The organism is Pantoea sp. SGAir0175, from assembly GCF_043547855.1.
The window spans coordinates 1699960-1722896 of the sequence record NZ_CP028081.1 but is presented as its reverse complement, the minus strand read 5'-3'; the positions used below and the strand labels follow the sequence as shown (position 1 = coordinate 1722896).

Genomic DNA, 22937 nt, shown 5'->3' with positions numbered 1-22937 from the left:
TTTCCCGTCACCATTTAATCATTATTACAAACTTTTTGCTGACTCCCCGCCCGCGCCGACGCTGCCGCCCAGATAGGCGCTGCGCACCTCTTCGTTGTGCAACAGTTCGCTGCCGCTGCCGCTCAGACGAATTTCGCCATTGACCATTACATAACCGCGATCCGCCAGTTGCAGCGCGTGGCGCGCGTTCTGCTCCACCAGAAACAGCGTCATGCCCTGCTGCGTCAGCTCGCGCAGGATGCTGAAAATCTGCTTTACCACCAGCGGGGCCAGCCCGAGGCTGGGTTCATCCAGCAGCAGCAGACGCGGCCGGCTCATCAGCGCGCGGGCGATCGCCAGCATTTGCTGCTCGCCGCCGGAGAGCGTCATTGCCCGCTGTTTCCGCCGCTCCAGCAGGCGTGGAAACAGCGTATACATGCGTTCTTTATCCTGCTTCATGTGGCGCTCGCCGATGGCGATGGTGCCCATCAGCAGATTCTCTTCCACCGTCATATCCGGAAAGATGCGCCGTCCTTCCGGCGCCTGGGCAATACCGCTGGCGGCGATAAAATGGGTCGACCGCTGGCTGATGGCTTCTCCGCGAAGGCGAATTTCACCGCTGGCAATGCGCGGCTGACCAAAAATCGACATCAGCAGCGTGGATTTTCCCGCACCGTTGGCCCCAATCAGCGCCACGGTTTCCCCTTCCGCCACGGTCAGCGACACCTGCTTCAGCGCCTGCACCGGGCCGTAAAACACATCCACCTGTTCAAACGCCAGCATTGCTTCAGCCATGCTCGCTCTCCTCTTCCGCGCCGAGATAAGCGGCGATCACCTTCGCATCGTGTCGAATCTGCTGCGGCGTGCCCTGGGCGATCACGTCACCGTGATCCAGTACGACGATGTGATCGGAAATGCGCATCACCATCGGCATATCGTGTTCAATCAACAGCACGCTGATGCGGTGATCGGCGCGCAGCTGATGCAGAATCTGGCTCAGCGCCTCGGTTTCGACCGGATTGAGTCCCGCTGCGGGCTCATCCAGGCAGATCAGTTCCGGCCGGGTGCACATGGCGCGCGCAATCTCCAGCCGGCGCTGCTGGCCGTAAGAGAGCGTACCGGCCAGCCGGTTGGCGCTGCTGACCAGATCAACGCGCTCCAGCCAGTAAAAAGCGCGATCGAGCGCGCGACTCTCCGCTGCCCGATAGCCGCGGGTATTGAGAATGCCGGCCAGCAGCTGACGGTTGACCTGCATATGCTGCGCCACCAGCAGGTTCTCCACCACCGACATCTCGCGAAACAGGCGGATGTTCTGAAAGGTGCGCGCCAGACCGGCGCGGTTGACCAGATGTGCGCCGCCAAACATCTTGTACCAGATACGCGAGCCCAGCCGCGCCGGCCGCAGCCAGTCACCCGGCTGAATCTTCTGGCCCAGCACCTGGATCACATCGGTGCTGCGCTGATGGGCATTGAGCACAATGCGCCCGCCGCTGGCGCGATAAAATCCCGTCAGGCAGTTAAATACCGTGGTTTTGCCCGCGCCGTTGGGGCCAATCAGCGCGGTGACCGAGCCGCGCTCCACGCGCAGGCTGACATCATTCAGCGCTTTGATGCCGCCAAAGCGCATCATCAGGTTATCAACCTGCAGGATGGCATCACTCATGGCGTACTCCTTTTCTCAGCGGCACACCGACGCGTGCGGTGCGCACCAGGCCGCGCGGACGCCAGATCATCATCAGCACCATCAACATGCCAAACAGCAGCACGCGGTACTCGGCAAAGCTGCGCAGCAGCTCGGGCGCCACCGTCAGCACAAACGCGGCCAGCACCACGCCGAGCGTCGAGCCCATCCCGCCCAGCACCACGATGGCCAGAATCAGCGCGGACTCAAAAAAGGTAAACGAGGTGGGATTAACGAACCCCTGATAGCTGGCGAAAAATACCCCGGCAATACCGGCGGTTGAGGCTCCGAGCATAAAGGCCGACAGCTTCACCAGCACGTGATTCAGCCCCATGGCGCGACAGGCGATTTCATCTTCACGCAACGCTTCCCACGCCCGGCCAATCGGCATGCGCGTCAGCCGGTGCTTGATAAACAGCACCAGCAGCACTACCAGCACCAGCACCACGTAAATAAAGATGAACTTCATGTTGGGGTTGTAATCGAGATGCAAAAACTGGTGGTACGGTATGCCGCCCTCTTTTGCCCGGCGGGCGAATTCAAGGCCGAGAAAGGTCGGTGACGGCACCGAGACGCCGTTCGGGCCCCCGGTGAACGACAGCCAGTTATTCAGCACCAGCCGGATAATTTCACCGAAGCCGAGCGTGACGATAGCCAGATAGTCACCGTGCATGCGCAGCACCGGAAAGCCGAGCAGCGCACCGGCCAATGCCGCCAGCAGCGCAGCGATGGGGATCATGCTCCAGAAACCCAGCCCGAGATACTGATAGCCCAGCGCCAGCCCGTAGGCACCAATGGCGTAAAATGCCACGTAGCCCAGATCGAGCAGCCCGGCGAGGCCGACCACGATATTGAGCCCGAGTCCCAGCAGCACGTAGATTAGCCCGAGAATCGCCACCGTCAGCAGATACTTGCTGGAGAGAAACGGAAACGCCAGAGCCACAACCAGCAGCAGCGGTATTATCCAGCGCAGGCGCGAGCGGTAACCGGGTTCACGCACGTATACGCCGTCATCGTTGCCCTCAAACTTGCGCAGAAAACGGCGCCCCACGGCGGTATGCAGAAACAGCCCCAGCAGCAAACGTCCTGCCATCACCACTGCCACCAGCAGCGCCACGCGCAGCGGCGACAGCGTAAAACTGTAGCCGCTGAGCACCACGCCCACTACCGGGCCGAACACCACCAGCGCGACAGCACCGGCCAGCAGCGTGTCGAGCAGCACCTGACGGATGCCGCTGGTTTGCGTCATTGCATTCATTCTGGCTTCCTCACACTTTGGCGACCAGCGGCCGGCCCAGCAGTCCCTGCGGACGGAAGATTAAAATCACCACCAGCAGCGAAAACGAGAACACATCTTTGTAATCAGAGTTCACCAGCCCGGCGAACTGCGCCTCGGCCACGCCCAGTAGCAAACCGCCCAGCATCGCACCGGGCAGCGAACCGATGCCCCCCAGCACCGCCGCGGTGAAGGCTTTGATGCCGATAATGAAGCCGGCGTAGAAATCAAACGTGCCGTAGTTCATGGTAACCAGCACCCCGGCCAGCCCGGCCATCGCCGCGCCGATGACAAACACCAGCGAAATCACCCGGTCGGTATTGATACCGAGAATCGACGCCATGCGCCGATCCTGCTGGACCGCACGGCAGATACGGCCCAGTTTGGTGTACTGGATAATCCAGGTCAGCAGCGCCATCCCGCACAGCGCCGCCACCAGGATAAACACTTTTGTCCAGGTGATTTGCACCACGCCGCCGTCAATCTCCATACGCAGCACACCGCTGAGCAGAGTAGGAATGCCCTGCTGATTCGGTCCCTGACTGAGCTGCACATAGTTTTGCAGAATCAGCGACATACCAATGGCAGAGATCAGCGGTGCCAGCCGGGTGGAATTGCGCAGCGGACGATAGGCAATGCGCTCAATGGCCCAGCCGTAAGCGGCGGTGACCACGATGGTGAACAACAGCGTGCCAAAGATCAGCAGTGGAAAGGAGTGAATGCCAAAGTAACTGAGCAGCGCCAGCCCGATCGCACACAGATAAGCAGAGATCATGTACACCTCGCCGTGGGCGAAGTTGATCATGCCGATAATGCCGTAAACCATGGTGTAGCCGATGGCGATCAGCCCGTAGACCGCGCCCAGCGTCAGGCCGTTAATCAGCTGCTGTATAAAGAAGGCGTCCATATTGTCTCTCGCAGGTGGAAGGCGTGCACAGGTCACGCTCAGATGCGAACGGCCCCGCTGCGCGCGGGGCCGCAGAGCGAATTACAGCTGGTGATATTTGCCTTTGTCATCCCACTGATAGACCACGTAATCCGAGACTTTCAGGTCGCCTTTTTCGTCCCATGCCTTCTTGCCCATCACGGTGTCAACGCTGTTGGCCTTCAGCCAGTCGCTGGCTTTGGCATTGTCTTTACCTGCTGCTTTGTAGGCGGCGGCCAGAGCCTGAATGGAGGCGTAGGCGTACAGCGTATACCCTTCCGGCTCAAAACCGCTGGCGCGGAATTTTTCAATCACCGCTTTGCCATCCGCGATGGTGCGCGGGTCATTGCCGAAGGTCATGTACACGCCTTTAGTGAACTGCGGACCGCCGGCAGCAGTCACCAGTTCTTCCGTCACGATGCAGTCGCCGGAGAAGAAAGCCGCATTGACGCCCTGCTCACGCATCTGACGCACCAGCGGACCCGCCTCCGGATGACAGCCACCGAAATAGACCACATCCGGTTTCACCGCGCCGATTTTGGTGACCAGCGCGTTAAAGTCTTTTTCACCGCGCGACAGCCCCTCATACAGCACTTCTTTCACGCCGCGTTTCTCCAGCGCCGCTTTGGTGGCATCCGCCAGCCCCTGACCGTAAGTATCTTTATCGTGGATCACCGCCACTTTCTTCGCTTTCAGCGTATCGAGAATATAGTTAGCGGCAATTGTCCCCTGCTGGTCATCACGCCCGCACATTCGGAACAGGGTTTTCATGCCGCGCTCGGTGATTTGTGGATTAGTTGAACCGGGCGTAATCGCCAGTACGCCCGCCTCGTCATACACCTCTGAGGCTGGCATGGTCGAGGACGAGCAGAAATGGCCCACCACCGCCATCACTTTGTCCTGATCCACCAGCCGGTTGGCAACGGCCACCGCCTGCTTGGGTTCGCAGGCGTCATCGCCCTGCACCAGCACAATTTTTTCACCGTTTATGCCGCCCGCCGCGTTAATGTCCGCCGCAGCCTGGCTGGCGCCCTTCCAGTATTGTGTACCGTACGTAGCATTCGGTCCGGTAAACGGACCGGCCACGCCAATCTTTATGTCAGCCTGCGCGTAGAACGCCATGCTTAAACAACCTGCCATCACCACCTTCAATGGGTGTTTTATGAATTTCAAAGACATGCTTTCAATCCTCAACGGGTCAGGAACGGAGCCATACCACGGCCTGGGAGAAATCAATCTGAAACACTTCGAGAGCAGTGTGGTCTGTGCGACCACGGTTGAAATTTAAGCAAAAAGCTCGCCAGAGAAGACAATCGGTGACAATTTTTTTGCAGCGGCATCGCAGCCGGGCGGAAAACGTGCGATGTGGCCTCCCTGCACCTGATAAACATAGCCAGCCTTTTGCCGCCTACCAGCACCGTGATGGTGCAGAATGCGGTCGATCACAGATTCTTCATCGTGATGAGAGGTTTATCCGCTATGCTCTGGTCAAATCGGTCCAAATTGCTGAAGGAGAATCTATGAATACGCAACGGAACGGATTGACCACTGAGCAGGCGCTGGATCAACTGGAGCGTCTGTATGACGACGCGGTTGAAGCGCTGCGCAACGCCATTCGCACGTTCACTGCCAGCGGCACACTGCCGGACGCCGGACTGCGCCAGCAGGGGCTGTTTGTCTATCCGGAGCTGCGCATCACCTGGCAGGGTGAAGGCCCGCAGCAAAATCGCACCCGCGCCTGGGGACGTTTTACCCACACCGGCCGCTACAGCACCACCATCACGCGCCCGGCGCTGCTGCGTCACTATCTCAGCGAACAGCTGCAGATGATCGAAAAAGAGTACGACGTGCTGATTGAGGTGGGCCCGTCAGAGCAGGAAATCCCTTATCCCTATGTGATTGATGGCTCCGACCTGTCACTGGACCGCTCCATGAGCGCCAGTATTGCGCGCCATTTCCCGACGACCGAGCTGTCGCAGATTGGTGATGAAACCGCTGATGGTCTGTTCAACGCCGACGCGCTGTTCCCGCTGTCGCATTTCGACGCGCTGCGCACCGATTTCTCCCTGGCGCGCCTGCGTCACTACACCGGCACCGCGGTAGAACACTTCCAGCCGTTTGTACTGTTCACTAACTACACGCGCTACGTCGATGAGTTCGTGCGCTGGGCGATTGAGCAGGTGCAGGACCCCAGCACGCCTTACGACAGTCTCGCCTGCGCCGGCGATGTGGTGATCACGGCGGAAACGCAGGACCCAACGGCGATGATGTCGGATCTGGCGTGGAAGAAGCATCAGATGCCCGCCTGGCATTTAACCTCGCCCAATCGTCGCGGCATCACGCTGGTAAATATTGGCGTCGGTCCGTCGAACGCCAAAACCATCTGCGACCACCTCGCGGTGGTGCGCCCACATGCGTGGCTGATGATTGGTCACTGCGGTGGCCTGCGTGAAAGCCAGAGCATCGGCGATTACGTGCTGGCGCACGCCTATCTGCGTGACGACCACGTGCTGGACAGCGTATTACCACCGGATATCCCGATCCCGAGCATTGCGGAGGTGCAGCGTGCCCTGTACGACGCCACCAAAGCAGTCAGCGGTATGCCCGGCGAAGAGGTGAAGCAGCGCCTGCGTACCGGTACGGTCGTCACTACAGACGACCGCAACTGGGAGCTGCGCTACTCCGCATCTGCGTTACGCTTCAACCTGAGCCGCGCGGTGGCGGTGGATATGGAGAGCGCCACCATTGCTGCACAGGGCTATCGTTTCCGCGTACCGTACGGCACCCTGCTGTGCGTCTCGGATAAACCGCTGCACGGTGAAATCAAACTGCCCGGCCAGGCCAACCGTTTCTATGAGGGCGCCATCTCGGAACATCTGCAGATTGGCATCTGCGCCGTTGAGCTGCTGCGCGCCGAGGGTGACAAACTGCACTCCAGGAAACTACGCACCTTCAACGAACCGCCCTTCCGCTAAACCCGCTGTTCCGGCCCATGGACGGGCCGGATTTCTGCTGACAACCTTAAATTTTCAGCACCGCCACTTTTACTAACCATGCCAGTACGGCGAGGATAGCCGGCAACATGAGGGTCCAGATCAGTCTGTCATTTAACCGTTCGAACTTTTTATCGATACGCTTCTCCACCTGACCGATCTCATTCATCAGTTGATTGCACATCAGCCCCTGTTCGGTACGCACGCGTTCCACGTCCGCTCTGGTGGCAAAATTTTCAAAACGCGCGGTCAGGACCGCGACATCCTGCTGTAACAGCTGAGTGGTGTTCGCCAGCTGTTCCACGTGTTGGGTTAATCGTACCATTAGCGGTGCTCCCTGATTTCTTAACGCCAGAAGGCGAGGCGGCAACCGATGCGGCAGCGTGCAAACGGGATAATCCATTATCTTGTCCTTCTTCAGCAACCTTGTGTCATCGCCTCACTCCACCGCTATTTAAGCAGAGCGGCAGCAATTAAACATTCAACGATCCCGCCACTGCAGGCAAAAAATTTGCGCATGGCAGAATTTACGGAAAGACAGTAAACAACAGGCCTGAAAGAGAAAAGTGGCGACGGGCAGGAATTGCGAGACATCACGCAAACAATCATTGCGCGCATGTAACAACTTACACGGAAGCCCGGGCGGGCTTCCGTTACACAGCATCAGGCACTCAGCCAGCCGAGTTTAATCACAAACAGAATCGACAGAATCACCAGCGCCGCATTGACCTCTTTGGTGCGGCCACTCAGCAGTTTCACCACCGTCCAGGTAATAAAACCAAAGGCGATACCGTTGGCGATCGAGTAAGTCAGCGGCATGGTCAGCGCGGTCACGGTGACCGGTGCCGCCGTGGTGACATCTTTCCAGTCAATTTCTGCCAGACCGGAAGCCATCAGCACCGCGACGAACAGCAGCGCTGGCGCCGTGGCGTAGACCGGCACGCTACCCGCCAGTGGCGAGAAGAACAGGCTGAGCAGGAACAGAATAGCGACCACAATCGCCGTCAGACCGGTACGGCCGCCGGCGCTGACGCCCGCAGCGGACTCCACATAGCTGGTGGTGGTTGAGGTACCCAGCAGTGAACCGAACAGCGCAGCGGCGCTATCGGCGATCAGCGCACGGCCCATTTTCGGCACGTTGCCCTGCTCATCGGCCAGACCGGCGCGTTTCGTCACGCCCAGCAGCGTGCCGGTGTTATCAAACACGTCGACAAACAGGAACGCAAAGATCACGCTCACCAGGCCTACGTTGAACGCGCCGGCGATATCCAGCTGCATAAAGGTCGGCGCAATCGACGGCGGCGCAGAGAACACGCCCGCGAACGGCGTCAGGCCAATGCCCATCGAGATAAAAGTAACAACCAGAATGCCGATCAGTACGGCTCCGGTGACGCGACGCGCTTCCAGCACCACAATGATAAAGAAGCCAAGCAGCGCCAGCAGCGGACCCGGTTTGGTGAGGTCGCCCAGACCGACCAGCGTAGCCGGGTTATCCACCACGATGCCCGCCCCTTCCAGCGCAATCAGTGCGAGGAACAGGCCAATGCCTGCCGCAATCCCGGCACGCAGCGGCAGCGGAATGCTGGCAATAATCCATTCGCGAATTTTAAAAATCGACAGTGCAAAGAAGATCACCGCCGAGAGGAACACCGCACCCAGCGCGATCTGCCAAGTGTAGCCCATATGCAGCACCACGGTGTAGGTGAAAAAGGCGTTCAGGCCCATGCCCGGTGCCAGCGCGATCGGATAGTTAGCGATCAGGCCCATCAGAATCGAACCGATGGCCGCGGCCAGACAGGTGGCAACAAATACCGAGCCTTTATCCATACCGGTCGCCCCGAGGATGCTGGGGTTCACAAACAGGATGTAGGCCATTGCCAGAAAGGTCGTGATACCGGCAATGATTTCGGTGCGCACCGTGGTGTGGTGAGCTTTTAACTTAAAAAGTTTTTCTAACATCATCATCTCTCATCAGCGGAGACGGCCCGCAGGCCTGCTCTCTCTTGCCAAGGCGTTTTCCCGCTATTCCGCGCGTGGTGGCTAAGCTGACGCGGAAAAAGTGAGGAAAATTATTTTTTTATGCCGGCGTTTTGCCACCGCTGGCAGCAGAACGTCGTGTGCTATCCCCTGTCCACATAGCAATTGCTATGCCACTCCCTGACGCAATCGTTTCCGTTTCAGCGTGCCGTTGCGGCTAAGAAAATTCTGAACCAGAACGAGGCGCGATTATGGTGCATTGCACCACCTGCGCGCAAACGTTTTCCCGCCGTGCGCAGCAGGGGATGAAATATTGCGGTAACGCACGCTTTCACACTCTGCCAGGCGATGGCGCTCACGTTTCTGCTGCGCGTTTCAGCAGCTTAAAAACGCCGGGTTACACTGCGTTTAACCCTTTCGCAACAAAAGAGGCAGTGCAATGAAGCCCGCGATTCTGGTCGTTGATGATGATCGTGCCATCTGCGAATTGCTGCACGATGTGCTGAGCGAACATGTGTTTACCGTTTATAGCTGTCATCAGGGGCGCGACGCCCTGGCGCTGCTGGCGCAGCATCCGGAAATCTCCCTGGTGATGCTGGATATGATGCTGCCCGATACCAACGGCCTGCTGGTATTACAGCAGATGCAGCGTCAGCGCCCTGAACTGCTGGTGATCATGCTGACCGGCATGGGATCGGAAGCCGATATGGTGGTTGGACTGGAGATGGGTGCCGACGACTATATCGCCAAACCCTTTAATCCCCGCGTGGTGGTGGCGCGGGCCCGTGCGGCGCTGCGCCGCTGCGGGCGACTGGCGCAGCCGGAAACGGTGATTGATGACGGCTGGCAGTTTAATGGCTGGCGGCTGGATGATGTGCGTTGTCAGCTGTTCAATCCGCAGCGTGAAAGCGTGCCGCTCACTCAGGGCGAATACAGTCTGCTGCGCGCGCTGGTCGGCCACGCGCGTAAGGTCCTGACGCGCGACCAGCTGCTGGAGCTGACCCACAGCGAGAGCCTCGACGTGTTCGATCGCACCATTGATGTGCTGATCATGCGCCTCAGACGCAAAATCGAGGCTAATCCGCATCAGCCGATCCTGATCCGCACCATTCGCGGACTGGGCTATGTTTTTTCCGCCGATGTGATGCGCCCGTCCGCCGCGGCGCGCGAGACGCAAATCGCCTGATCCATCCAGCGCTGCATCTCGCTCAGTGGCCGGATGCCGTCCAGCGCGTTGGCCGCATGCAGATTAAAGCTGGCGCAGGTATGGGCCAGCTTTAACGTCTGCTGCAGGCTGTAGTTCTGATGGCTGGCGTACAGCACGCCGGCGCAGAAGGCATCGCCCGCCCCGACGCTGCCGACAATCTCCTCTGCCGCTAAGCACCAGGCGGGCTGCCACAGACCGTCGCCCGCTGGCTGCTGGCCCCAGGCGCCTTCCGGGGCATGAATCACCACGCGCTGGCGCACACCCTGCGCCAGCAGCCAGCGTGCCGCCGCAGCAAACGCCGCCGGTGACGCCAGCGTGCCACTGCTGCGCAGCTCGATGCCGGTGAGCGCCTGCGCTTCCAGTTCGTTAATCACCAGATAATCGAGCCAGCGTAGCGCCGGCTTCACCAGCGTCTGATACTCGCCGGCGCGTGAGACCAGATCGAGCGAAGTGAGATAGCCGCGCTGCTGCATCTCCGCCAGCAGCCGGGCACTGCGGGTACCGTACTGCGCATCGGGCTGGTCGAGCTTATCCAGTAACAACAGATAGCCGAGGTGGAAGATGCGGTGCGCGGTGGCAAGGTGAGCGAAGTGCGCCACATCGAGCTGCGCATTGGCCCCGCGCGCATGAAAAAAGGTGCGCTGACCGTCCGGCGCGGTCATCACCTGCGTCATCGCCGTGGCTGACGCACCGATGCGCTGCACGTGCTGACGATCCACATGATGTTCATCCAGCAGCTGCAGCAGATAATCGCCGTCGCTGTCCTCGCCCAGCATCCCCACGGCGGCCAGCGGCAGACCGACCTGCATGCGCGCCAGGGTAAACAGCACATTCAGCGCTGCACCGCCGCTGCATTTCTCGCTGTGGCTAATCTCCGCCAGCCAGCCCTGTTCTGGCCAGTGGCTGATGCGCTGCACGTGATCCACCAGCATATTACCCGCCGCCAGAATGCCGTTGCGTGCTGCCATGTCAGGCCCTCCCGGCGCTGCCAAACACCTGCATCTGCTGGGCCACAACGCTGGCGATGTCGCGTTCAACCGCCATTAACAGTTCGGCGAACGAGTCGTAGCGCGCGTCGCGCTGGGTGATTTGCGTTTCAATCGCCCCGAGCGCCGCCTGCGACATACCGGTGTAGAAGTTGATTTTGTGGATGCCGAGGCTGATGGCGCGGCGGAAATCAGCGTCGCTGATGCCGGAACCGCCGTGCAGTACCAGCGGAATGCCGGCCGCTGCGCGAATCGCCGCCAGACGGTCAAAATCAAGCTTTGGCTCGCCTTTGTATTTGCCGTGCGCGTTGCCGATGGCCACTGCGAGGCAGTCGATGCCGGTTGCCTGGACAAATTCCGCCGCCAGCGCCGGGTCGGTGAATTTATTGCTGTCCGCTTCGCCAAACAGCGCGCCACCCTCATCGCCGCCCACGGCGCCCAGCTCAGCCTCGATCGAAATGCCCAGCGCGTGGCACATCTTCACCACTTCCCGCGTCTGGCGAATGTTCTCGTCATAGCTCAGGGTTGAACCATCGAACATTACCGAGGTGAAGCCGAGGCGAATCGCCTGCATCACCGCATCAAAATGCAGGCCGTGATCGAGGTTGAGCACCACCGGGATGGCGTGCAGCGCCGCTTCGGCACGGATAGCGGCGATCAACGGTTCCAGGCTGACGTATTTAAAATGCACCTCGGCAATGTTGATGATAAACGGCGAACGCTGCTGCTCCGCCGCATGGAACAGCGCGCGCAGAAAGTGGGTATCGAGAACGTTGAACGCGCCGAGCGCGTAACCGTGCTGCTGCGCATGGGCGAGGCCCTGCGCCAGAGAGATCAGTGCCATGGAACACTCCTGTTATGCCAGCCAGCGGTGATATTCGTTACACAGCAGCCAGCGCGGCGCTTCATCCTCATCAATCGGATTAAAGCGCGCCAGCGGGGTAAGAAAGACGTTGTCGTGCTCATCGTCATTGGGCATGGAGACTTCGCCCACCAGCACATCGCCGTAGCCGGTTTCGCCCCAGAAGCTGTGCCAGACACCGGGCAGTAACGTGACGCTCTCGCCGGGTGACAGCCGCAGCTGGGAACCGGCGGCATGGGTCTGGCAGATGCCATCCAGCGTGACCTGTACCGGCGAATCCGCCAGCCGATCGCCGTCGCGATTGTGTAGCGTGACAATCAGGTTGCCACCGCCGCGGTTGATAATGTCTTCCATTTTTTGCGGATGATAATGCATCGGCGTCACCTGCCCTTCGCGCACGTGCATGATCTTCTCCGCATACGGTTTGCCCCACGGTTGTCCGCCGCGTGAACCGTTGCGCAGGGTAAACAGCGTCAGGCCGGTCTGGCTGAAATCATCGGCACCAAAACTGGTGACATCCCAGCCGAGGTGCAGCGCCAGCAGTTCGGCAGCGGCTGAGGTGTCCAGCGCGCGCCACTGGCTGAGACCGTAATCGGCCCACGGCGGCAGATGCACATCCTGCCGCAGAAAGAATTCACGGGTCAGTTGCAAAATAGCGTTAACTTCGGAACGTTGCATAGCTGCGTCTCCGGCGGGCGTCGCGGCGCGCAGTGTGCACCGCGACGCCCGTGTGGCTTATTTCACCGTCCAGCCTTTGTAGCTGCTGACATTGTTACGATCGATTAGCGTTACCGGAATCAGCACCGGCTTATCCGGCGCTGGCTTGCCCTGCAGGATGTCATAGCCAATCTCAACTGCTTTGGCCGCCATCACCTGCGGATCCTGGGCTGGCGTCGCGACAAACAGCGAGCCTTTGCGCTTCAGCGCCTCTTCGCCGTCTGGCGATCCATCGACGCCGACGATAAAGAATTCGCTACGCTGCGCCTGTTTCGCCGCCAGATCGGCACCGATAGCGGTAGGATCGTTGATGGCGAACACGGCATCAATCTTCGGATTGGCCGACAGCAGGCCGGTCATCACTTCCAGTCCGCCTTCGCGACTGCCTTTGGCGTTCTGGTTGTAAGAGAGCAGTTTGATATCCGGGTGGGTTTTCAGCTCATTCATGCAGCCTTCCACGCGGTTCTGCACCGCTGACACCGGTGGTCCGTTGATGATGACCACGTTGCCTTTGGCTTTCAGGCGGTCGGAGATGTATTTACAGGCCATGGCCCCGGCCTGGGTGTTGTCAGAGGTGATGGTGGCATTGGCACCGTCCGCGGCCACGTCCACCGCCACTACCACGATGCCGGCATCACGCGCACGCTTCACCGCCGGCGCGATGCCTTTGGAGTCGGCAGCGTTGAGGATGATCATGTCCACTTTAGCGGCGATGAAGTTGTCAATCTGCGCTACCTGCTGGCCAAGATCATAGCCGCTGGAGACCAGCGTCACGTTGACCTTATCGCCCGCCAGCTGACGCGCCTTGAGCTCCGCCCCTTTGGTGATCTGGACGAAGAACGGGTTAGCCAGATCGCCCACCGTCACGCCGATGGATTTCAGTTCTTTGGCCTGCACAAATGGCGCACTGAACAGCGTCGCGGCCAGCAGTCCGGTGATAATCGGATTAAAACGCATAGTCGATGTTCTCCTGCTTTTTTGGTTTTATGCCCTGATTGCCTTTGCCCTCACCCTGGCCCTCTCCCGCAAGCGGGAGAGGGAACCGTTCTGCGTGGTGTTCAGGTGAAGCACTTGTTTCTAAATCTTCTCTCCGGACAGCCCCCTCTCCCGCAAGCGAGAGAGGGAACCGTTCTGCATGGTGTTCAGGTGAAGCACTTGTTTCTAAATCTTCTCTCCGGACAGCCCCCTCTCCCGCAAGCGGGAGAGGGAACCGTTCTGCATGGTGTTCAGGTGAAGCACTTGTTTCTAAATCTTCTCTCCGGACAGCCCCCTCTCCCGCAAGCGAGAGAGGGAACCGTTCTGCATGGTGTTCAGGTGAAGCACGTTAGTTACCTCTTCGCTCCGGGCTGCCCCCTCTCCCGCGAGCGGGAGAGGGTTGGGGTGAGGGCCAAAGCCAGCGCCCCCCCTCACCCCACGTGATGCCGCGTACGGTACTTATCGATCAGCACCGCAATAATGATCACCCCGCCCTTAATCACCAGCTGCCAGAAGTACGACACGCCCATCAGCGTCATGCCGTTGTTCAGCGTGGCGATAATCAGCGCGCCAATCAGCGTGCCGGTAATGGTGCCAATGCCGCCGACAAAGCTGGTCCCGCCCAGAATCACCGCGGCGATCGCGTCCAGCTCATAGCCCACGCCGAGGTTGCCGTTAGCGCTGTACAAGCGCGATGCGCTCATCAGGCCACCCAGCCCGGACAACAGGCCGCTCATGGCGTAGACGAACACCAGTACCGCACCCACTTTAATACCGGTCAGGCGCGCTGCCTGCATGTTGCCGCCCACCGCATAGATGTGCACGCCAAGCGTGGTGCGGCGCAAAATAAACCAGCACAGCGCAATCACCGCAAAGGCAATGATAATCAGCCACGGGATCGGTCCGAGATAACCGTTGCCTATCCACTCAAAGTTGATATCCGAATTGATCACCGTGGTGCCGTTAGCCAGCAGATAGGCCGCCCCGCGCAGCGCGGTATAGGTGCCCAGCGTGACGATAAACGGCGGCAGGCCCGCCCAGGCGACCAGAATGCCGTTGAACAGCCCCATGATCAGCCCGGCTCCCAGCGCGGCCGGGATGGTCAGCCCGGCAAACGCCGGATCGAGCGACACCACCATCGCCACCACCGCCGTGGTACCCAGCATTGAGCCAACCGACAGGTCAATGCCGCCGGTGAGAATGACAAACGTCATGCCCGCCGCCAGCACAATGTTGATGGAGGCCTGACGCGTGATATTCAGCAGGTTAGCTTCGGTAAAAAAGTTCGGGGCGACAAAGCCAAATACCGCCACGATCAGGATCAGAATCGGCAAGATACCCACGGTTTGCAGCAGGTCACTCATCAACGCACGTTTTAGCGTTGGACTTTTTACGCGTGCGGTTTCACTGGTCATTCCCGTCTCCTCAGGCCTGGACCGGCTGCGCGCCGGTGGCCAGTGTCATTATGTTTTCCTGGCTAATCTGCTCGCCGCTCAGCTCGCCGGCGATGGTGCCTTCGCGCATCACGTACACGCGGTCGCTCATGCCCACCACTTCCGGCAGCTCGCTGGAGATCATCAAAATCGCCACGCCCTGCTGCGCCATCTGGTTCATCATGCGGTAGATTTCACTCTTAGCGCCGACATCCACGCCGCGCGTCGGCTCATCCAGAATCAGGATGCGCGGCGCTATCGATACCCAGCGCGAAATCAGCAGCTTCTGCTGGTTGCCGCCGGATAAACCGCCAGCGCGCACCTGGGCGTGCGGCACGCGGATATTCAGTGATTGAATCGCCTCGCTGGCGATTTTCTGCCCTTTGCGCCGGTTAAGCAGGCCGTAGCTGGCATCGCGCTCAAGTGTGGCCATCACGATGTTTTCCTGCGCCGCCAGTTCCAGAAACAGCCCCTGCTCTTTGCGGTTTTCGGTCAGGAAACCGATGCCGCGCGCAATGGCGTCTCGCGGCGAGTGAATCTGCACTTTTTCACCGTCGATCCAGATTTCCCCGCCGGCTGGCTGATGCACACCAAAAATCAGCTGCGCCAGCTCGCTGCGGCCGGCACCGACCAGTCCGGCCAGTCCGACGATCTCCCCGGCGCGCACCGCGAGGCTGCTGGGATGCACTTTGCGGTTGTCGGTCAGATGATTTACCGCCAGGCGGATTTCGCCGAAGGTAATGGCGCGATCTTTGTTGAACAGATCGCTGAGCGGACGGCCGACCATCATGCGCACCAGTTCGCTGGCGTTCAGCTGTTCGCGCGTCAGGCTGCCGACGTACTGGCCGTCGCGCAGCACGCTGACGCGATCGGAGAGTTCATACACTTCTGCCATGCGGTGGCTGATGTAGATGATCGCCATGCCTTCGCTGCGCAGGCGTTTGATCAGCGCAAACAGCTGTTCGGTTTCGCGATTCGAGAGCGCAGCGGTGGGTTCGTCCATCACCAGGATGCGGCTGTTGCGATGCAGCGCGCGGGCAATTTCCACCTGCTGCTGTTCGGCGATGCTCAGGCGGCTCACCAGATCGGTGGCGCTGAACTGCGCGCCAAGGCGGTTAATCACCTGCTGCGCTTCTTCCGCCATCTGGCGACGCTTCACCAGCCCGCCGCGGGAAATTTCACTGCCGAGAAAGATGTTCTCTGCCACCGTCAGATTCGGCGCCAGGTTGATTTCCTGATAAATCAGGGTGATCCCTGCCGCCAGCGCCTCTTTCGGGCCCCTGATCGCGTAGGGTTGACCATCGATAAGAATTTCCCCGCTGCTGGCGGTATACGCGCCGGCCAGAATCTTCATTAAGGTACTTTTACCGGCACCGTTTTCGCCCATCAGCGCGTGCACTTCACCCGGCCAGACGGTCAGGTCGACGCCTTTCAGCGCATAGAAGCTGCCGAAGCGCCGGGTAATTGCCCGCATTTCTAATATCGGTGTCGCCGCCATCTTCAGGCTCCTGCTGCCAGTGGATAGCCGCGAGTTAAGCAACGCCAGATAAATGGAAAATGTCAGACGCCGTTCATATTTGTCATATTGCGCTCCGGCCGCGCTTCTATACTCGCCGGAGTTGAGCGGTAAGGAGCGGCAGCAATGAGTCACAGTCTGCACTGGCACGCCGGCGCGCGCGGGCGCCTGCTGATGTTTAACCTGTTGGTGGTGAGCGTTACGCTGGCGGTGAGCCTGGTGGCTATTTTTGGTTTTCGCCACGCCGGTCACATTCAGGAGCAGGCACAGGCACAAACGCTGGCCGATATGAACGGCAGCCTGGCGCTGGCGCGTGATACGGCCAATGTCGCTATCGCCGCGGTGCGGCTGGCGCAGGTGGTGGGCGCGCTCGAATACCAGAGCGAGTCGGCGCGTCTGCAACAGACCCAGCAGGCGCTGCAGCAGTCGCTGAGTCAGCTGGCCAGCGCGCCGCTGGCCGCACAGCAGCCGGCGCTGCTGGCACGCATCCGCGAGCGCAGCCAGATGCTGGAGCAAAGCATCAGCCAGCTGCTGCTGGAGGGGCATCAGCGCCATTTACAGCGTAACGTGATGCTCAGCGGCCTGTGGCAGGCGCAGCTGCTGCTCAACCGTATCGACCTGCTGGCCAGCGACGGCGCGTTTCTGCCGCTGCGCCAGCAGACCGCCGCGCTGTTAACCGTGGCAATTCAGTCCGCCACGCCGCAGGCCGCAGTGCAACAGCTCAACAGCGTGCTGCCGATCTGGTCTGCGCTGCCGCTGCAGGGCGTGCTGGCGATACAGCGCGCGCGGCTGGTCAGCACCAGCCAGCAGTTGCTGCCGGTGGCCGATCAGCTGGAGCAGAGTGATATCGCCATCGCCTACGCCACGTATCGCATCAAGGCGCTGGTGGCGATGCTCAACGAAGACATTACCCACTACGTTCAGCTGGTAGCGCAGCAGAGCGATGCGCGCAGCGCCGCCGCCCATCAGGAACTGGATTCAATCATCGGTTTCATCGGTCTGTTTATGCTGCTGGCGTTGCTGATTACCGGTTACGCCGGTTACTACATCTACCGCAATCTCGGCTCCAGCCTTACCGCCATCGCGCACGCCATGACGCGGCTGGCGCAGGGGGAGAAAAGCGTCAGCGTGCCCGGCCTGGCACGGCGCGATGAGCTGGGCGATCTGGCGCGCGCCTTTAACGTGTTCGCGCGCAACACCGCTTCGCTGGCCCACACCTCGCAGCTGCTGAAAGAGAAAAGCAACCAGCTGGAATCGACCTTCCTCGCCATGCGCGACGGCTTCGCGCTGTTTGATAACAGCGGTCAGCTGGTGGTGTGGAACGCGCAGTACGCCGAACTGCTGGGCTTCGCGCCGCGCGAGCTGCATCGCGGCATGCACTATCAGCGTTTGCTCGATCGCGTCGACGTGCAGCTCAGCAGCCTGCACGACGCGCAGGAAGTGAGGTTACCGGATGGCCGCACGCTGGAACTGCGCTTCAGCCCGGTGCCGCGGCGCGGCATGGTCAACACGGTGCTGGAGCGCACCTCGCGTAAGGCGCTGGAAGCGGCACTGCTGCACAGCCAGAAGATGAAAGCGGTCGGTCAGCTGACCGGCGGCCTGGCGCACGATTTCAATAATTTGCTGGCGGTGATCATCGGCAGCCTGGCGCTGACCGTCGATCAGTTGCCGCCCGGCACGCTGGCCAGCCGCATTGAGCGCGCGCGGCTGGCCGCCGATCGCGCCGCACAGCTGACGCAGCGTCTGCTGGCCTTCTCACGCAAACAGGCACTTTATCCGCGTGCCGTTGCGGTGGTGGAACTGGTGGAAAATCTGCAGTCGCTGCTGCAGCACTCCCTGCTGCCCGGCCAGCATCTGGTGGTGGATGCGCAGCGCCCAGGCTGGCCGGCGTGGATTGATGCCGGCCAGCTGGAGAACGCCCTGATGAATCTGGTGGTGAACGCGCGCGACGCCATGGAGCGCCAGAGCGGCGAGATCCGCCTGCGCATCTGGAATCAACGAATTCAGGAGGCCGATGGCAAGCGCGACCGCGTCACCATTGAAGTGATTGACCACGGCTGCGGCATGTCCGCCGAGGTGCGGGAACAGGTGTTTGAACCCTTCTTTACCACCAAAGCCACCGGCAGCGGCAGCGGGCTGGGGCTGTCGATGGTGTACGGATTTGTGCGCCAGTCCGGCGGACAGATCGAACTGGAGACCGCGCCGGGCCAGGGCACCACGGTGCGTCTGCTGCTGCCTCGCGCGCCGGAAGCCGCGCAGCCGCTGGTGAGCGCGCCGGTGCTGACGCCGCGTGCCAGCCGCGATCGCCTGATACTGGTGCTGGATGACGAGCCGGCGGTGCGCCAGACGCTGTGCGAACATCTGCATCAGCTGGGTTACCTGACGCTGGAGTGTGCTGACGGCGAGAGTGCGCTGACGCTGCTGCGCCAGACGCCGGATATCGATTTGCTTATCAGTGACCTGATGCTGCCGGGTGCCCTGAACGGTGCGGATGTGATTCGTCAGGCGCAGCAGCAGTGGCCACAGCTGGCCACCCTGCTGATCAGCGGTCAGGATCTGCGCCAGACGCCGGTGACGCTGCCGCTGTGTGAACGGCTGGCGAAACCCTGGCAGCAGGCGCAGCTGGTGCAGGCGCTGGAGCGCGCCTGGCAGCGCAGTGAACGGCTCAGTCGCGCGCGGCAGGCTGCCACAGCGGCACCCCTTTCCCGGTGATGTAGCGTTTACGCAGCCGGCTGGAGATGGCGTCCATCACCATCACCACTACCACCAGAATCACGGTCAGGAACATCACCACATCCCAGTTCCACAGGCGCATGTTTTCGGCGTAGACCAGCCCGACGCCACCGGCGCCGACAAAGCCCAGCACCGCGGCCGAGCGGGTGTTGGACTCAATCTGATACAGACTCAGCGCGAGAAAGGTGGGAAACGATTGGGTAAAAATGCCGTAACGGTGTTTTTGCAGGCTGTTGGCCCCCACTGCGCTCAGGCCGCGACTGGGTGAGCGTTCAACCGCTTCATGCCCTTCGGCATACAGCTTGCCCAGCAGGCCGATGTCCTGCATCACAATCGCCAGCACCCCGGCCAGCGGCCCCATGCCTACCGCCCGCACGAAGATCAATCCCCAGATGGCCATGTCGATGCCGCGCAGCACATCCAGCAGCCGGCGCACCAGCAGCGATATCGGCCGCGTCAGCGGATCGTGCATCACATTGCGCGCCGCCAGAAAGGAGACCGGCAGCGCGATGACGGTGGCGGTGAGCGTGCCGGCAAACACGATAGCCAGCGTGATGCCGACCTGCGAGAAATAGTAGCCAAACGGCCAGTTGACGAAATCCTGCCAGACGAACATGCGCAGGAAATAGCGTCCAAGCTGCTGGCAGCCGATGACAAAGCGCTGCCAGTCGATGCCGAACACGCTGAAGAAGAACAGATAGTAGAGCACCAGCGCCAGCGCAATCAGCGCGATGCGGCGCAGATAACGGTTTTGCGCGGCAAACAGTGCAGCGTGCTGCTGTTTCAGTTTCGCCACGTCGGGCGCTAAGGCGATCATTTTACGTCTCCTTCAACCACACGGCGGCGCAGCCAGCCGGATAGCGTATCCAGCAGCGACACCACCACGATGATCAGCAGCAGCGTCATGCTGACCTGATCGTAGCGATCCAGTTTGATGTTGGTCATCAGCTCCTGACCGATGCCGCCGGCGCCCACCAGCCCGAGGATGGTGGAGGAGCGGAAATTAATTTCCAGCCGCATAAAGCTGTAGGAGAGAAAGGTCGGTTTCACCTGCGGCCAGAAGGCGAAGCGCATACGCTGCAGCTTGCTGGCACCACAGGCGGCGAGACCGCGCACCGGTTTGTCGGAGGCGCTCTCAATTGATTCGTAGAACAGTTTGGTCAGGCTGCCGATGGTGTGCAGTGCCAGCGCCAGAAAGCCGGGGATAGCGCCGATGCCGAACGCCATCACGAACATTACCGCCCACGCCAGTTCCGGCATGGTGCGCAGGAAGGCAACAAAGGCGCGAATCGCCATGCGCAGGCTGCGCGGCGTCTGGGTGTTATCAGCGGCGAAAAACGCCAGCACGGCGGCGATCAGCACTGCAATCAGGGTGGAGGACAGCGCCAGCTGCAGGGTTTCCCAGATCAGCGGCAGCTGAAAGTGCAGACGATAGCCCCAGTAAGCCAGCGAACCTTCGGTTTTAACGTCCGCGAACAGCAGCGGCAGGTGCAGCACCGGCAGCGTCGCGCTGATGTAGTCAAAGAAGTGAGGCAGCGATTGCCAGACCGTGACCAGGTTGAATTCCGCCACGTTGCCGGCTGCGAGATAGAGCGCCACCAGCAGCAGCGACCACAGCAGCGTGTCGCGCTTTTGCTGGCGGCGAATACGTTGGTAGTAGTGTTCGAAATCGGTCAAGGGAGAGATCCTTTGTTGATGGCGAGGGATTGCCCTCACCCTAACCCTCTCCCGCCAGCGGGAGAGGGAATTGTCCGGCAGAATGATGCAGGCTCGTGCGGCCCCCTCTCCCGCCAGCGGCGAGGGAATTGTCCGGTAGCACGTGCGGCCCCCTCTCCCCCCGGGAGAGGGCTGGGGTGAGGGAAATACCGCACGGAACCACCCGCTCGTTACCCGCGTGCACCCTTCATCAGGTCGCGCTTCATATCGATGATATTCTGGTAATCCGCGACGCTGGCGGCGCCGATGTGCTGGGCACCGCCCACCGCTTTAACAAAGCAGCTGTGATCTTCTTTATCCAGCTTTTTGATCGCGGCCACCACTTTCGCTTTGAAGTCAGCGGGCAGGTTATTACTCACCAGAATCGGGCCGTTAGGAATCAGCGGCGACTGCCAGATGATGCGGATCTGCTTCATCAGATCCGGGTGATCCATACGAATCAGACGACCAAAGGCCCCCGAGGTATAACCACTGTTGTAATCGCCAATCAGCGACGTCCAGGTCACCGCGCCGTCGAACTGGCCATTCAGCACGCCGAGGATGTCCTGCTCGTGGCCACCGGAAAACGTCACGCTGGAGAAGGTATTGTTGTACTTATCATCCACCGTACCGCCAAACTCTTTCTTAAAGGCCTGATTGGGCATCAGGAAGCCGGAGGTGGAATCCGGATCGGCCATGCCAAACGATTTACCTTTCAGATCTTCCAGCTTCTTATACGGGCTGTCGGCTTTGACGATCACCACCGAGTGGTAGCCTTTCGAGCCATCTTTGTCGTCCACCACGATACCGACGATATCCACGGCCTTCGGGTTTTGCAGATAGACCGAGGCATAAGAGGCCGGCGACATGCTCAGCACCATATCGATCTTATTGCCCAGCAGCCCCTGAATCACGCCGGCATAGTCAGACGAGTTGCGCAGCTGCGTATCCACGCCCAGCTCTTTATCGAAGAAGGTTTTCACACACTGGTTATCGCCAATCTGCTGGGTGGCGTTCTGCCCGCCCAGAATTCCCAGGTTCAGCTGTTTCGGTGCATCCGCTGCGTTAACGCCAAAAGCCATCAGAGCGCCTGTCAGTAAAGCTAAAGCAGTCAGTTTCATTGTGAGATTTTCTCTTGCCGTGGGAGTTAGTGGAGCTGGTTAATTTCGTCGCCGTACAGCGCATGCAGCAGGCTGTCGGTCAACTGAGCGGGATGGCCGTCAAACAGCACTTTGCCGCGCTGGATGCCGATCACCCGGGTGCAATACTGCTGCACCAGTTCAATCGAGTGCAGGTTGACCATCACGCTGATGCCCTGCTCGCTCACCTGGCGCAGCACATCCATGATGCGTTTGGTATTTTTGGGATCGAGCGAGGCCACCGGCTCGTCGGCCAGCAGGATTTTCGGGCGCTGCATCAGCGCGCGGCAGATGGCGACGCGCTGCATCTGGCCGCCGGACAGATTCTCCGCCCGCTGCAGCGCCTGCGGCAGCATGTTCATCCACTGCAGCAGTTCAATCGCCTGCGCACGGTCGGTGTCGGAGAAGATTTTGAAAAAGGATTTCAGCGTTGAGGTCTGGCTGAGCCGGCCCAGCAGCACGTTGGTCAGCACGTCGAGGCGCGGCACCAGGCAGAAGTCCTGAAAGATCATGCCGCACTCGCTGCGCCATTCGCGCATCTGCCGGCTGTTGAGCGTCACCACATCGCGGTCCGCCTCGCCGTGACGCATGCTGAGAATCGCGCCTTCGCTGCTGGCTATGGTGCCGTTCAGCATATGCAGCAGGGTCGATTTGCCTGCGCCCGAGCGGCCGATTACCGCCACCAGCTCGCCCGCATGCAGATCGAAACTGACATCATCCAGCACGCGGTTATCACCGAAGGCTTTGCACAGCCCCTGCACCGACAGCACCTTGTCGCCATGGCGCTGGGCAGGATGTGCATTGTCGACGACGGTTTTGAGTAGTGCCTGTGCCATGTTGCGC

General features: G+C 60.4%; 21 protein-coding genes. 3 read left to right on the top strand and 18 right to left on the bottom strand.

Features of this window, described 5'->3' with window-relative positions; translation table 11 throughout:
• Nucleotides 1-24: 24 nt before the first annotated feature.
• From C1N56_RS07830 to C1N56_RS07805, 6 genes are all read right to left on the bottom strand, one after another.
• The gene (locus C1N56_RS07830) at nucleotides 25-774 is read right to left on the bottom strand and encodes an ABC transporter ATP-binding protein (protein ID WP_125310045.1); all 750 of its coding nucleotides are present in this window, start codon (nucleotides 772-774) and stop codon (nucleotides 25-27) included.
• A complete protein-coding gene (locus tag C1N56_RS07825) occupies nucleotides 767-1642 on the bottom strand; it encodes an ABC transporter ATP-binding protein (RefSeq protein ID WP_021509824.1) in 876 nt (291 codons plus the stop codon). Before C1N56_RS07825 ends, C1N56_RS07830 begins: the two co-directional genes overlap by 8 nt.
• Nucleotides 1635-2918 (bottom strand): high-affinity branched-chain amino acid ABC transporter permease LivM, encoded by a 1284-nt coding sequence (livM, locus tag C1N56_RS07820; RefSeq protein WP_088516815.1) that lies wholly within the window; start codon nucleotides 2916-2918, stop codon nucleotides 1635-1637. The genes C1N56_RS07825 and livM overlap by 8 nt, the downstream gene beginning before the upstream one ends.
• 10 nt (nucleotides 2919-2928) lie before the next feature.
• Nucleotides 2929-3843, bottom strand: a complete 915-nt coding sequence (locus tag C1N56_RS07815) for an ABC transporter permease subunit (RefSeq protein WP_021509822.1) — start codon at nucleotides 3841-3843, stop codon at nucleotides 2929-2931.
• A gap of 81 nt (nucleotides 3844-3924) precedes the next feature.
• A complete protein-coding gene (locus C1N56_RS07810; protein ID WP_021509821.1) occupies nucleotides 3925-4983 on the bottom strand; it encodes a branched-chain amino acid ABC transporter substrate-binding protein in 1059 nt (352 codons plus the stop codon).
• A gap of 162 nt (nucleotides 4984-5145) precedes the next feature.
• Nucleotides 5146-5307: a hypothetical protein gene (locus C1N56_RS07805; protein ID WP_155519940.1), complete on the bottom strand. Its 162-nt coding sequence runs from the start codon at nucleotides 5305-5307 to the stop codon at nucleotides 5146-5148.
• 74 nt (nucleotides 5308-5381) lie between these two features.
• Here C1N56_RS07805 and C1N56_RS07800 point away from each other — a divergent pair, with 74 nt between their 5' ends.
• Complete coding sequence (locus C1N56_RS07800) at nucleotides 5382-6836, top strand: AMP nucleosidase (RefSeq protein WP_394517361.1); 1455 nt, start codon at nucleotides 5382-5384, stop codon at nucleotides 6834-6836.
• Between the two features lie 46 nt (nucleotides 6837-6882).
• Here the strand turns inward: C1N56_RS07800 and C1N56_RS07795 are convergent, their stop codons facing one another.
• Complete coding sequence (locus C1N56_RS07795; protein WP_394517360.1) at nucleotides 6883-7179, bottom strand: hypothetical protein; 297 nt, start codon at nucleotides 7177-7179, stop codon at nucleotides 6883-6885.
• Nucleotides 7180-7517: 338 nt separating this feature from the next.
• Nucleotides 7518-8816, bottom strand: coding sequence for an NCS2 family permease (locus C1N56_RS07790; protein ID WP_021509817.1), 1299 nt, complete (start codon nucleotides 8814-8816; stop codon nucleotides 7518-7520).
• A 454-nt stretch (nucleotides 8817-9270) separates the two neighbouring features.
• Here C1N56_RS07790 and C1N56_RS07785 point away from each other — a divergent pair, with 454 nt between their 5' ends.
• On the top strand, nucleotides 9271-10017 hold the full coding sequence (locus C1N56_RS07785) for a response regulator (RefSeq protein WP_104188831.1): 747 nt from the start codon (nucleotides 9271-9273) through the stop codon (nucleotides 10015-10017).
• Here C1N56_RS07785 and C1N56_RS07780 read toward each other — a convergent pair.
• The 6 genes from C1N56_RS07780 to C1N56_RS07755 form a co-directional block, all read right to left on the bottom strand.
• Entirely contained in the window at nucleotides 9954-11006 is a 1053-nt protein-coding gene (locus C1N56_RS07780) for a carbohydrate kinase family protein (RefSeq protein WP_394517359.1), read from the bottom strand. The two genes, C1N56_RS07785 and C1N56_RS07780, sit on opposite strands and share 64 nt — an antisense overlap.
• A 1-nt stretch (nucleotide 11007) precedes the next feature.
• Entirely contained in the window at nucleotides 11008-11868 is an 861-nt protein-coding gene (locus C1N56_RS07775) for a ketose 1,6-bisphosphate aldolase (protein WP_394517358.1), read from the bottom strand.
• 12 nt (nucleotides 11869-11880) lie between these two features.
• Nucleotides 11881-12564, bottom strand: a complete 684-nt coding sequence (locus tag C1N56_RS07770) for a D-lyxose/D-mannose isomerase (protein WP_021509813.1) — start codon at nucleotides 12562-12564, stop codon at nucleotides 11881-11883.
• A gap of 57 nt (nucleotides 12565-12621) precedes the next feature.
• Nucleotides 12622-13560, bottom strand: coding sequence for an ABC transporter substrate-binding protein (locus tag C1N56_RS07765; RefSeq protein WP_058757358.1), 939 nt, complete (start codon nucleotides 13558-13560; stop codon nucleotides 12622-12624).
• Between the two features lie 449 nt (nucleotides 13561-14009).
• Nucleotides 14010-14993 carry an ABC transporter permease subunit gene (locus C1N56_RS07760; protein ID WP_021509811.1) on the bottom strand — a complete coding sequence of 328 codons (984 nt, stop codon included), beginning with the start codon at nucleotides 14991-14993 and terminating at the stop codon, nucleotides 14010-14012.
• A 10-nt stretch (nucleotides 14994-15003) separates the two neighbouring features.
• Nucleotides 15004-16509 (bottom strand): sugar ABC transporter ATP-binding protein, encoded by a 1506-nt coding sequence (locus C1N56_RS07755; protein ID WP_059012350.1) that lies wholly within the window; start codon nucleotides 16507-16509, stop codon nucleotides 15004-15006.
• A 144-nt stretch (nucleotides 16510-16653) separates the two neighbouring features.
• Between C1N56_RS07755 and C1N56_RS07750 the strand changes: the two genes are divergently transcribed.
• Nucleotides 16654-19239, top strand: coding sequence for an ATP-binding protein (locus tag C1N56_RS07750; protein ID WP_394517357.1), 2586 nt, complete (start codon nucleotides 16654-16656; stop codon nucleotides 19237-19239).
• On the opposite strand, the gene phnE (C1N56_RS07745) is transcribed toward C1N56_RS07750, so the two are convergent.
• The 4 genes from phnE (C1N56_RS07745) to phnC all read right to left on the bottom strand — a co-directional run bounded on the left by phnE (C1N56_RS07745) (nucleotide 19193) and on the right by phnC (nucleotide 22930).
• Nucleotides 19193-20077, bottom strand: a complete 885-nt coding sequence (gene phnE / locus C1N56_RS07745) for a phosphonate ABC transporter, permease protein PhnE (protein WP_058757355.1) — start codon at nucleotides 20075-20077, stop codon at nucleotides 19193-19195. The genes C1N56_RS07750 and phnE (C1N56_RS07745) overlap by 47 nt on opposite strands.
• Nucleotides 20074-20937 (bottom strand): phosphonate ABC transporter, permease protein PhnE, encoded by an 864-nt coding sequence (gene phnE / locus C1N56_RS07740; RefSeq protein ID WP_394517356.1) that lies wholly within the window; start codon nucleotides 20935-20937, stop codon nucleotides 20074-20076. The genes phnE (C1N56_RS07745) and phnE (C1N56_RS07740) overlap by 4 nt, the downstream gene beginning before the upstream one ends.
• 209 nt (nucleotides 20938-21146) lie before the next feature.
• Nucleotides 21147-22076 carry a phosphonate ABC transporter substrate-binding protein gene (phnD, locus tag C1N56_RS07735; RefSeq protein WP_031280167.1) on the bottom strand — a complete coding sequence of 310 codons (930 nt, stop codon included), beginning with the start codon at nucleotides 22074-22076 and terminating at the stop codon, nucleotides 21147-21149.
• 26 nt (nucleotides 22077-22102) lie between these two features.
• On the bottom strand, nucleotides 22103-22930 hold the full coding sequence (phnC, locus tag C1N56_RS07730; protein ID WP_021509805.1) for a phosphonate ABC transporter ATP-binding protein: 828 nt from the start codon (nucleotides 22928-22930) through the stop codon (nucleotides 22103-22105).
• Between the last annotated feature and the right edge of the window lie 7 nt (nucleotides 22931-22937).

Excerpts from the sequence above, each read along its gene's own strand:
- C1N56_RS07830 (WP_125310045.1), bottom strand. The coding sequence starts at position 774 with ATGGCTGAAGCAATGCTGGCGTTTGAACAGGTGGATGTGTTTTACGGC.
- C1N56_RS07825 (WP_021509824.1), bottom strand. The coding sequence starts at position 1,642 with ATGAGTGATGCCATCCTGCAGGTTGATAACCTGATGATGCGCTTTGGC.
- livM (WP_088516815.1), bottom strand. The coding sequence starts at position 2,918 with ATGAATGCAATGACGCAAACCAGCGGCATCCGTCAGGTGCTGCTCGAC.
- C1N56_RS07815 (WP_021509822.1), bottom strand. The coding sequence starts at position 3,843 with ATGGACGCCTTCTTTATACAGCAGCTGATTAACGGCCTGACGCTGGGC.
- C1N56_RS07810 (WP_021509821.1), bottom strand. The coding sequence starts at position 4,983 with ATGGCGTTCTACGCGCAGGCTGACATAAAGATTGGCGTGGCCGGTCCG.
- C1N56_RS07800 (WP_394517361.1), top strand. The coding sequence starts at position 5,382 with ATGAATACGCAACGGAACGGATTGACCACTGAGCAGGCGCTGGATCAA.
- C1N56_RS07795 (WP_394517360.1), bottom strand. The coding sequence starts at position 7,179 with ATGGTACGATTAACCCAACACGTGGAACAGCTGGCGAACACCACTCAG.
- C1N56_RS07790 (WP_021509817.1), bottom strand. The coding sequence starts at position 8,816 with ATGATGTTAGAAAAACTTTTTAAGTTAAAAGCTCACCACACCACGGTG.
- C1N56_RS07785 (WP_104188831.1), top strand. The coding sequence starts at position 9,271 with ATGAAGCCCGCGATTCTGGTCGTTGATGATGATCGTGCCATCTGCGAA.
- C1N56_RS07780 (WP_394517359.1), bottom strand. The coding sequence starts at position 11,006 with ATGGCAGCACGCAACGGCATTCTGGCGGCGGGTAATATGCTGGTGGAT.
- C1N56_RS07775 (WP_394517358.1), bottom strand. The coding sequence starts at position 11,868 with ATGGCACTGATCTCTCTGGCGCAGGGCCTCGCCCATGCGCAGCAGCAC.
- C1N56_RS07770 (WP_021509813.1), bottom strand. The coding sequence starts at position 12,564 with ATGCAACGTTCCGAAGTTAACGCTATTTTGCAACTGACCCGTGAATTC.
- C1N56_RS07765 (WP_058757358.1), bottom strand. The coding sequence starts at position 13,560 with ATGCGTTTTAATCCGATTATCACCGGACTGCTGGCCGCGACGCTGTTC.
- C1N56_RS07760 (WP_021509811.1), bottom strand. The coding sequence starts at position 14,993 with ATGACCAGTGAAACCGCACGCGTAAAAAGTCCAACGCTAAAACGTGCG.
- C1N56_RS07755 (WP_059012350.1), bottom strand. The coding sequence starts at position 16,509 with ATGGCGGCGACACCGATATTAGAAATGCGGGCAATTACCCGGCGCTTC.
- C1N56_RS07750 (WP_394517357.1), top strand. The coding sequence starts at position 16,654 with ATGAGTCACAGTCTGCACTGGCACGCCGGCGCGCGCGGGCGCCTGCTG.
- phnE (WP_058757355.1), bottom strand. The coding sequence starts at position 20,077 with ATGATCGCCTTAGCGCCCGACGTGGCGAAACTGAAACAGCAGCACGCT.
- phnD (WP_031280167.1), bottom strand. The coding sequence starts at position 22,076 with ATGAAACTGACTGCTTTAGCTTTACTGACAGGCGCTCTGATGGCTTTT.
- phnC (WP_021509805.1), bottom strand. The coding sequence starts at position 22,930 with ATGGCACAGGCACTACTCAAAACCGTCGTCGACAATGCACATCCTGCC.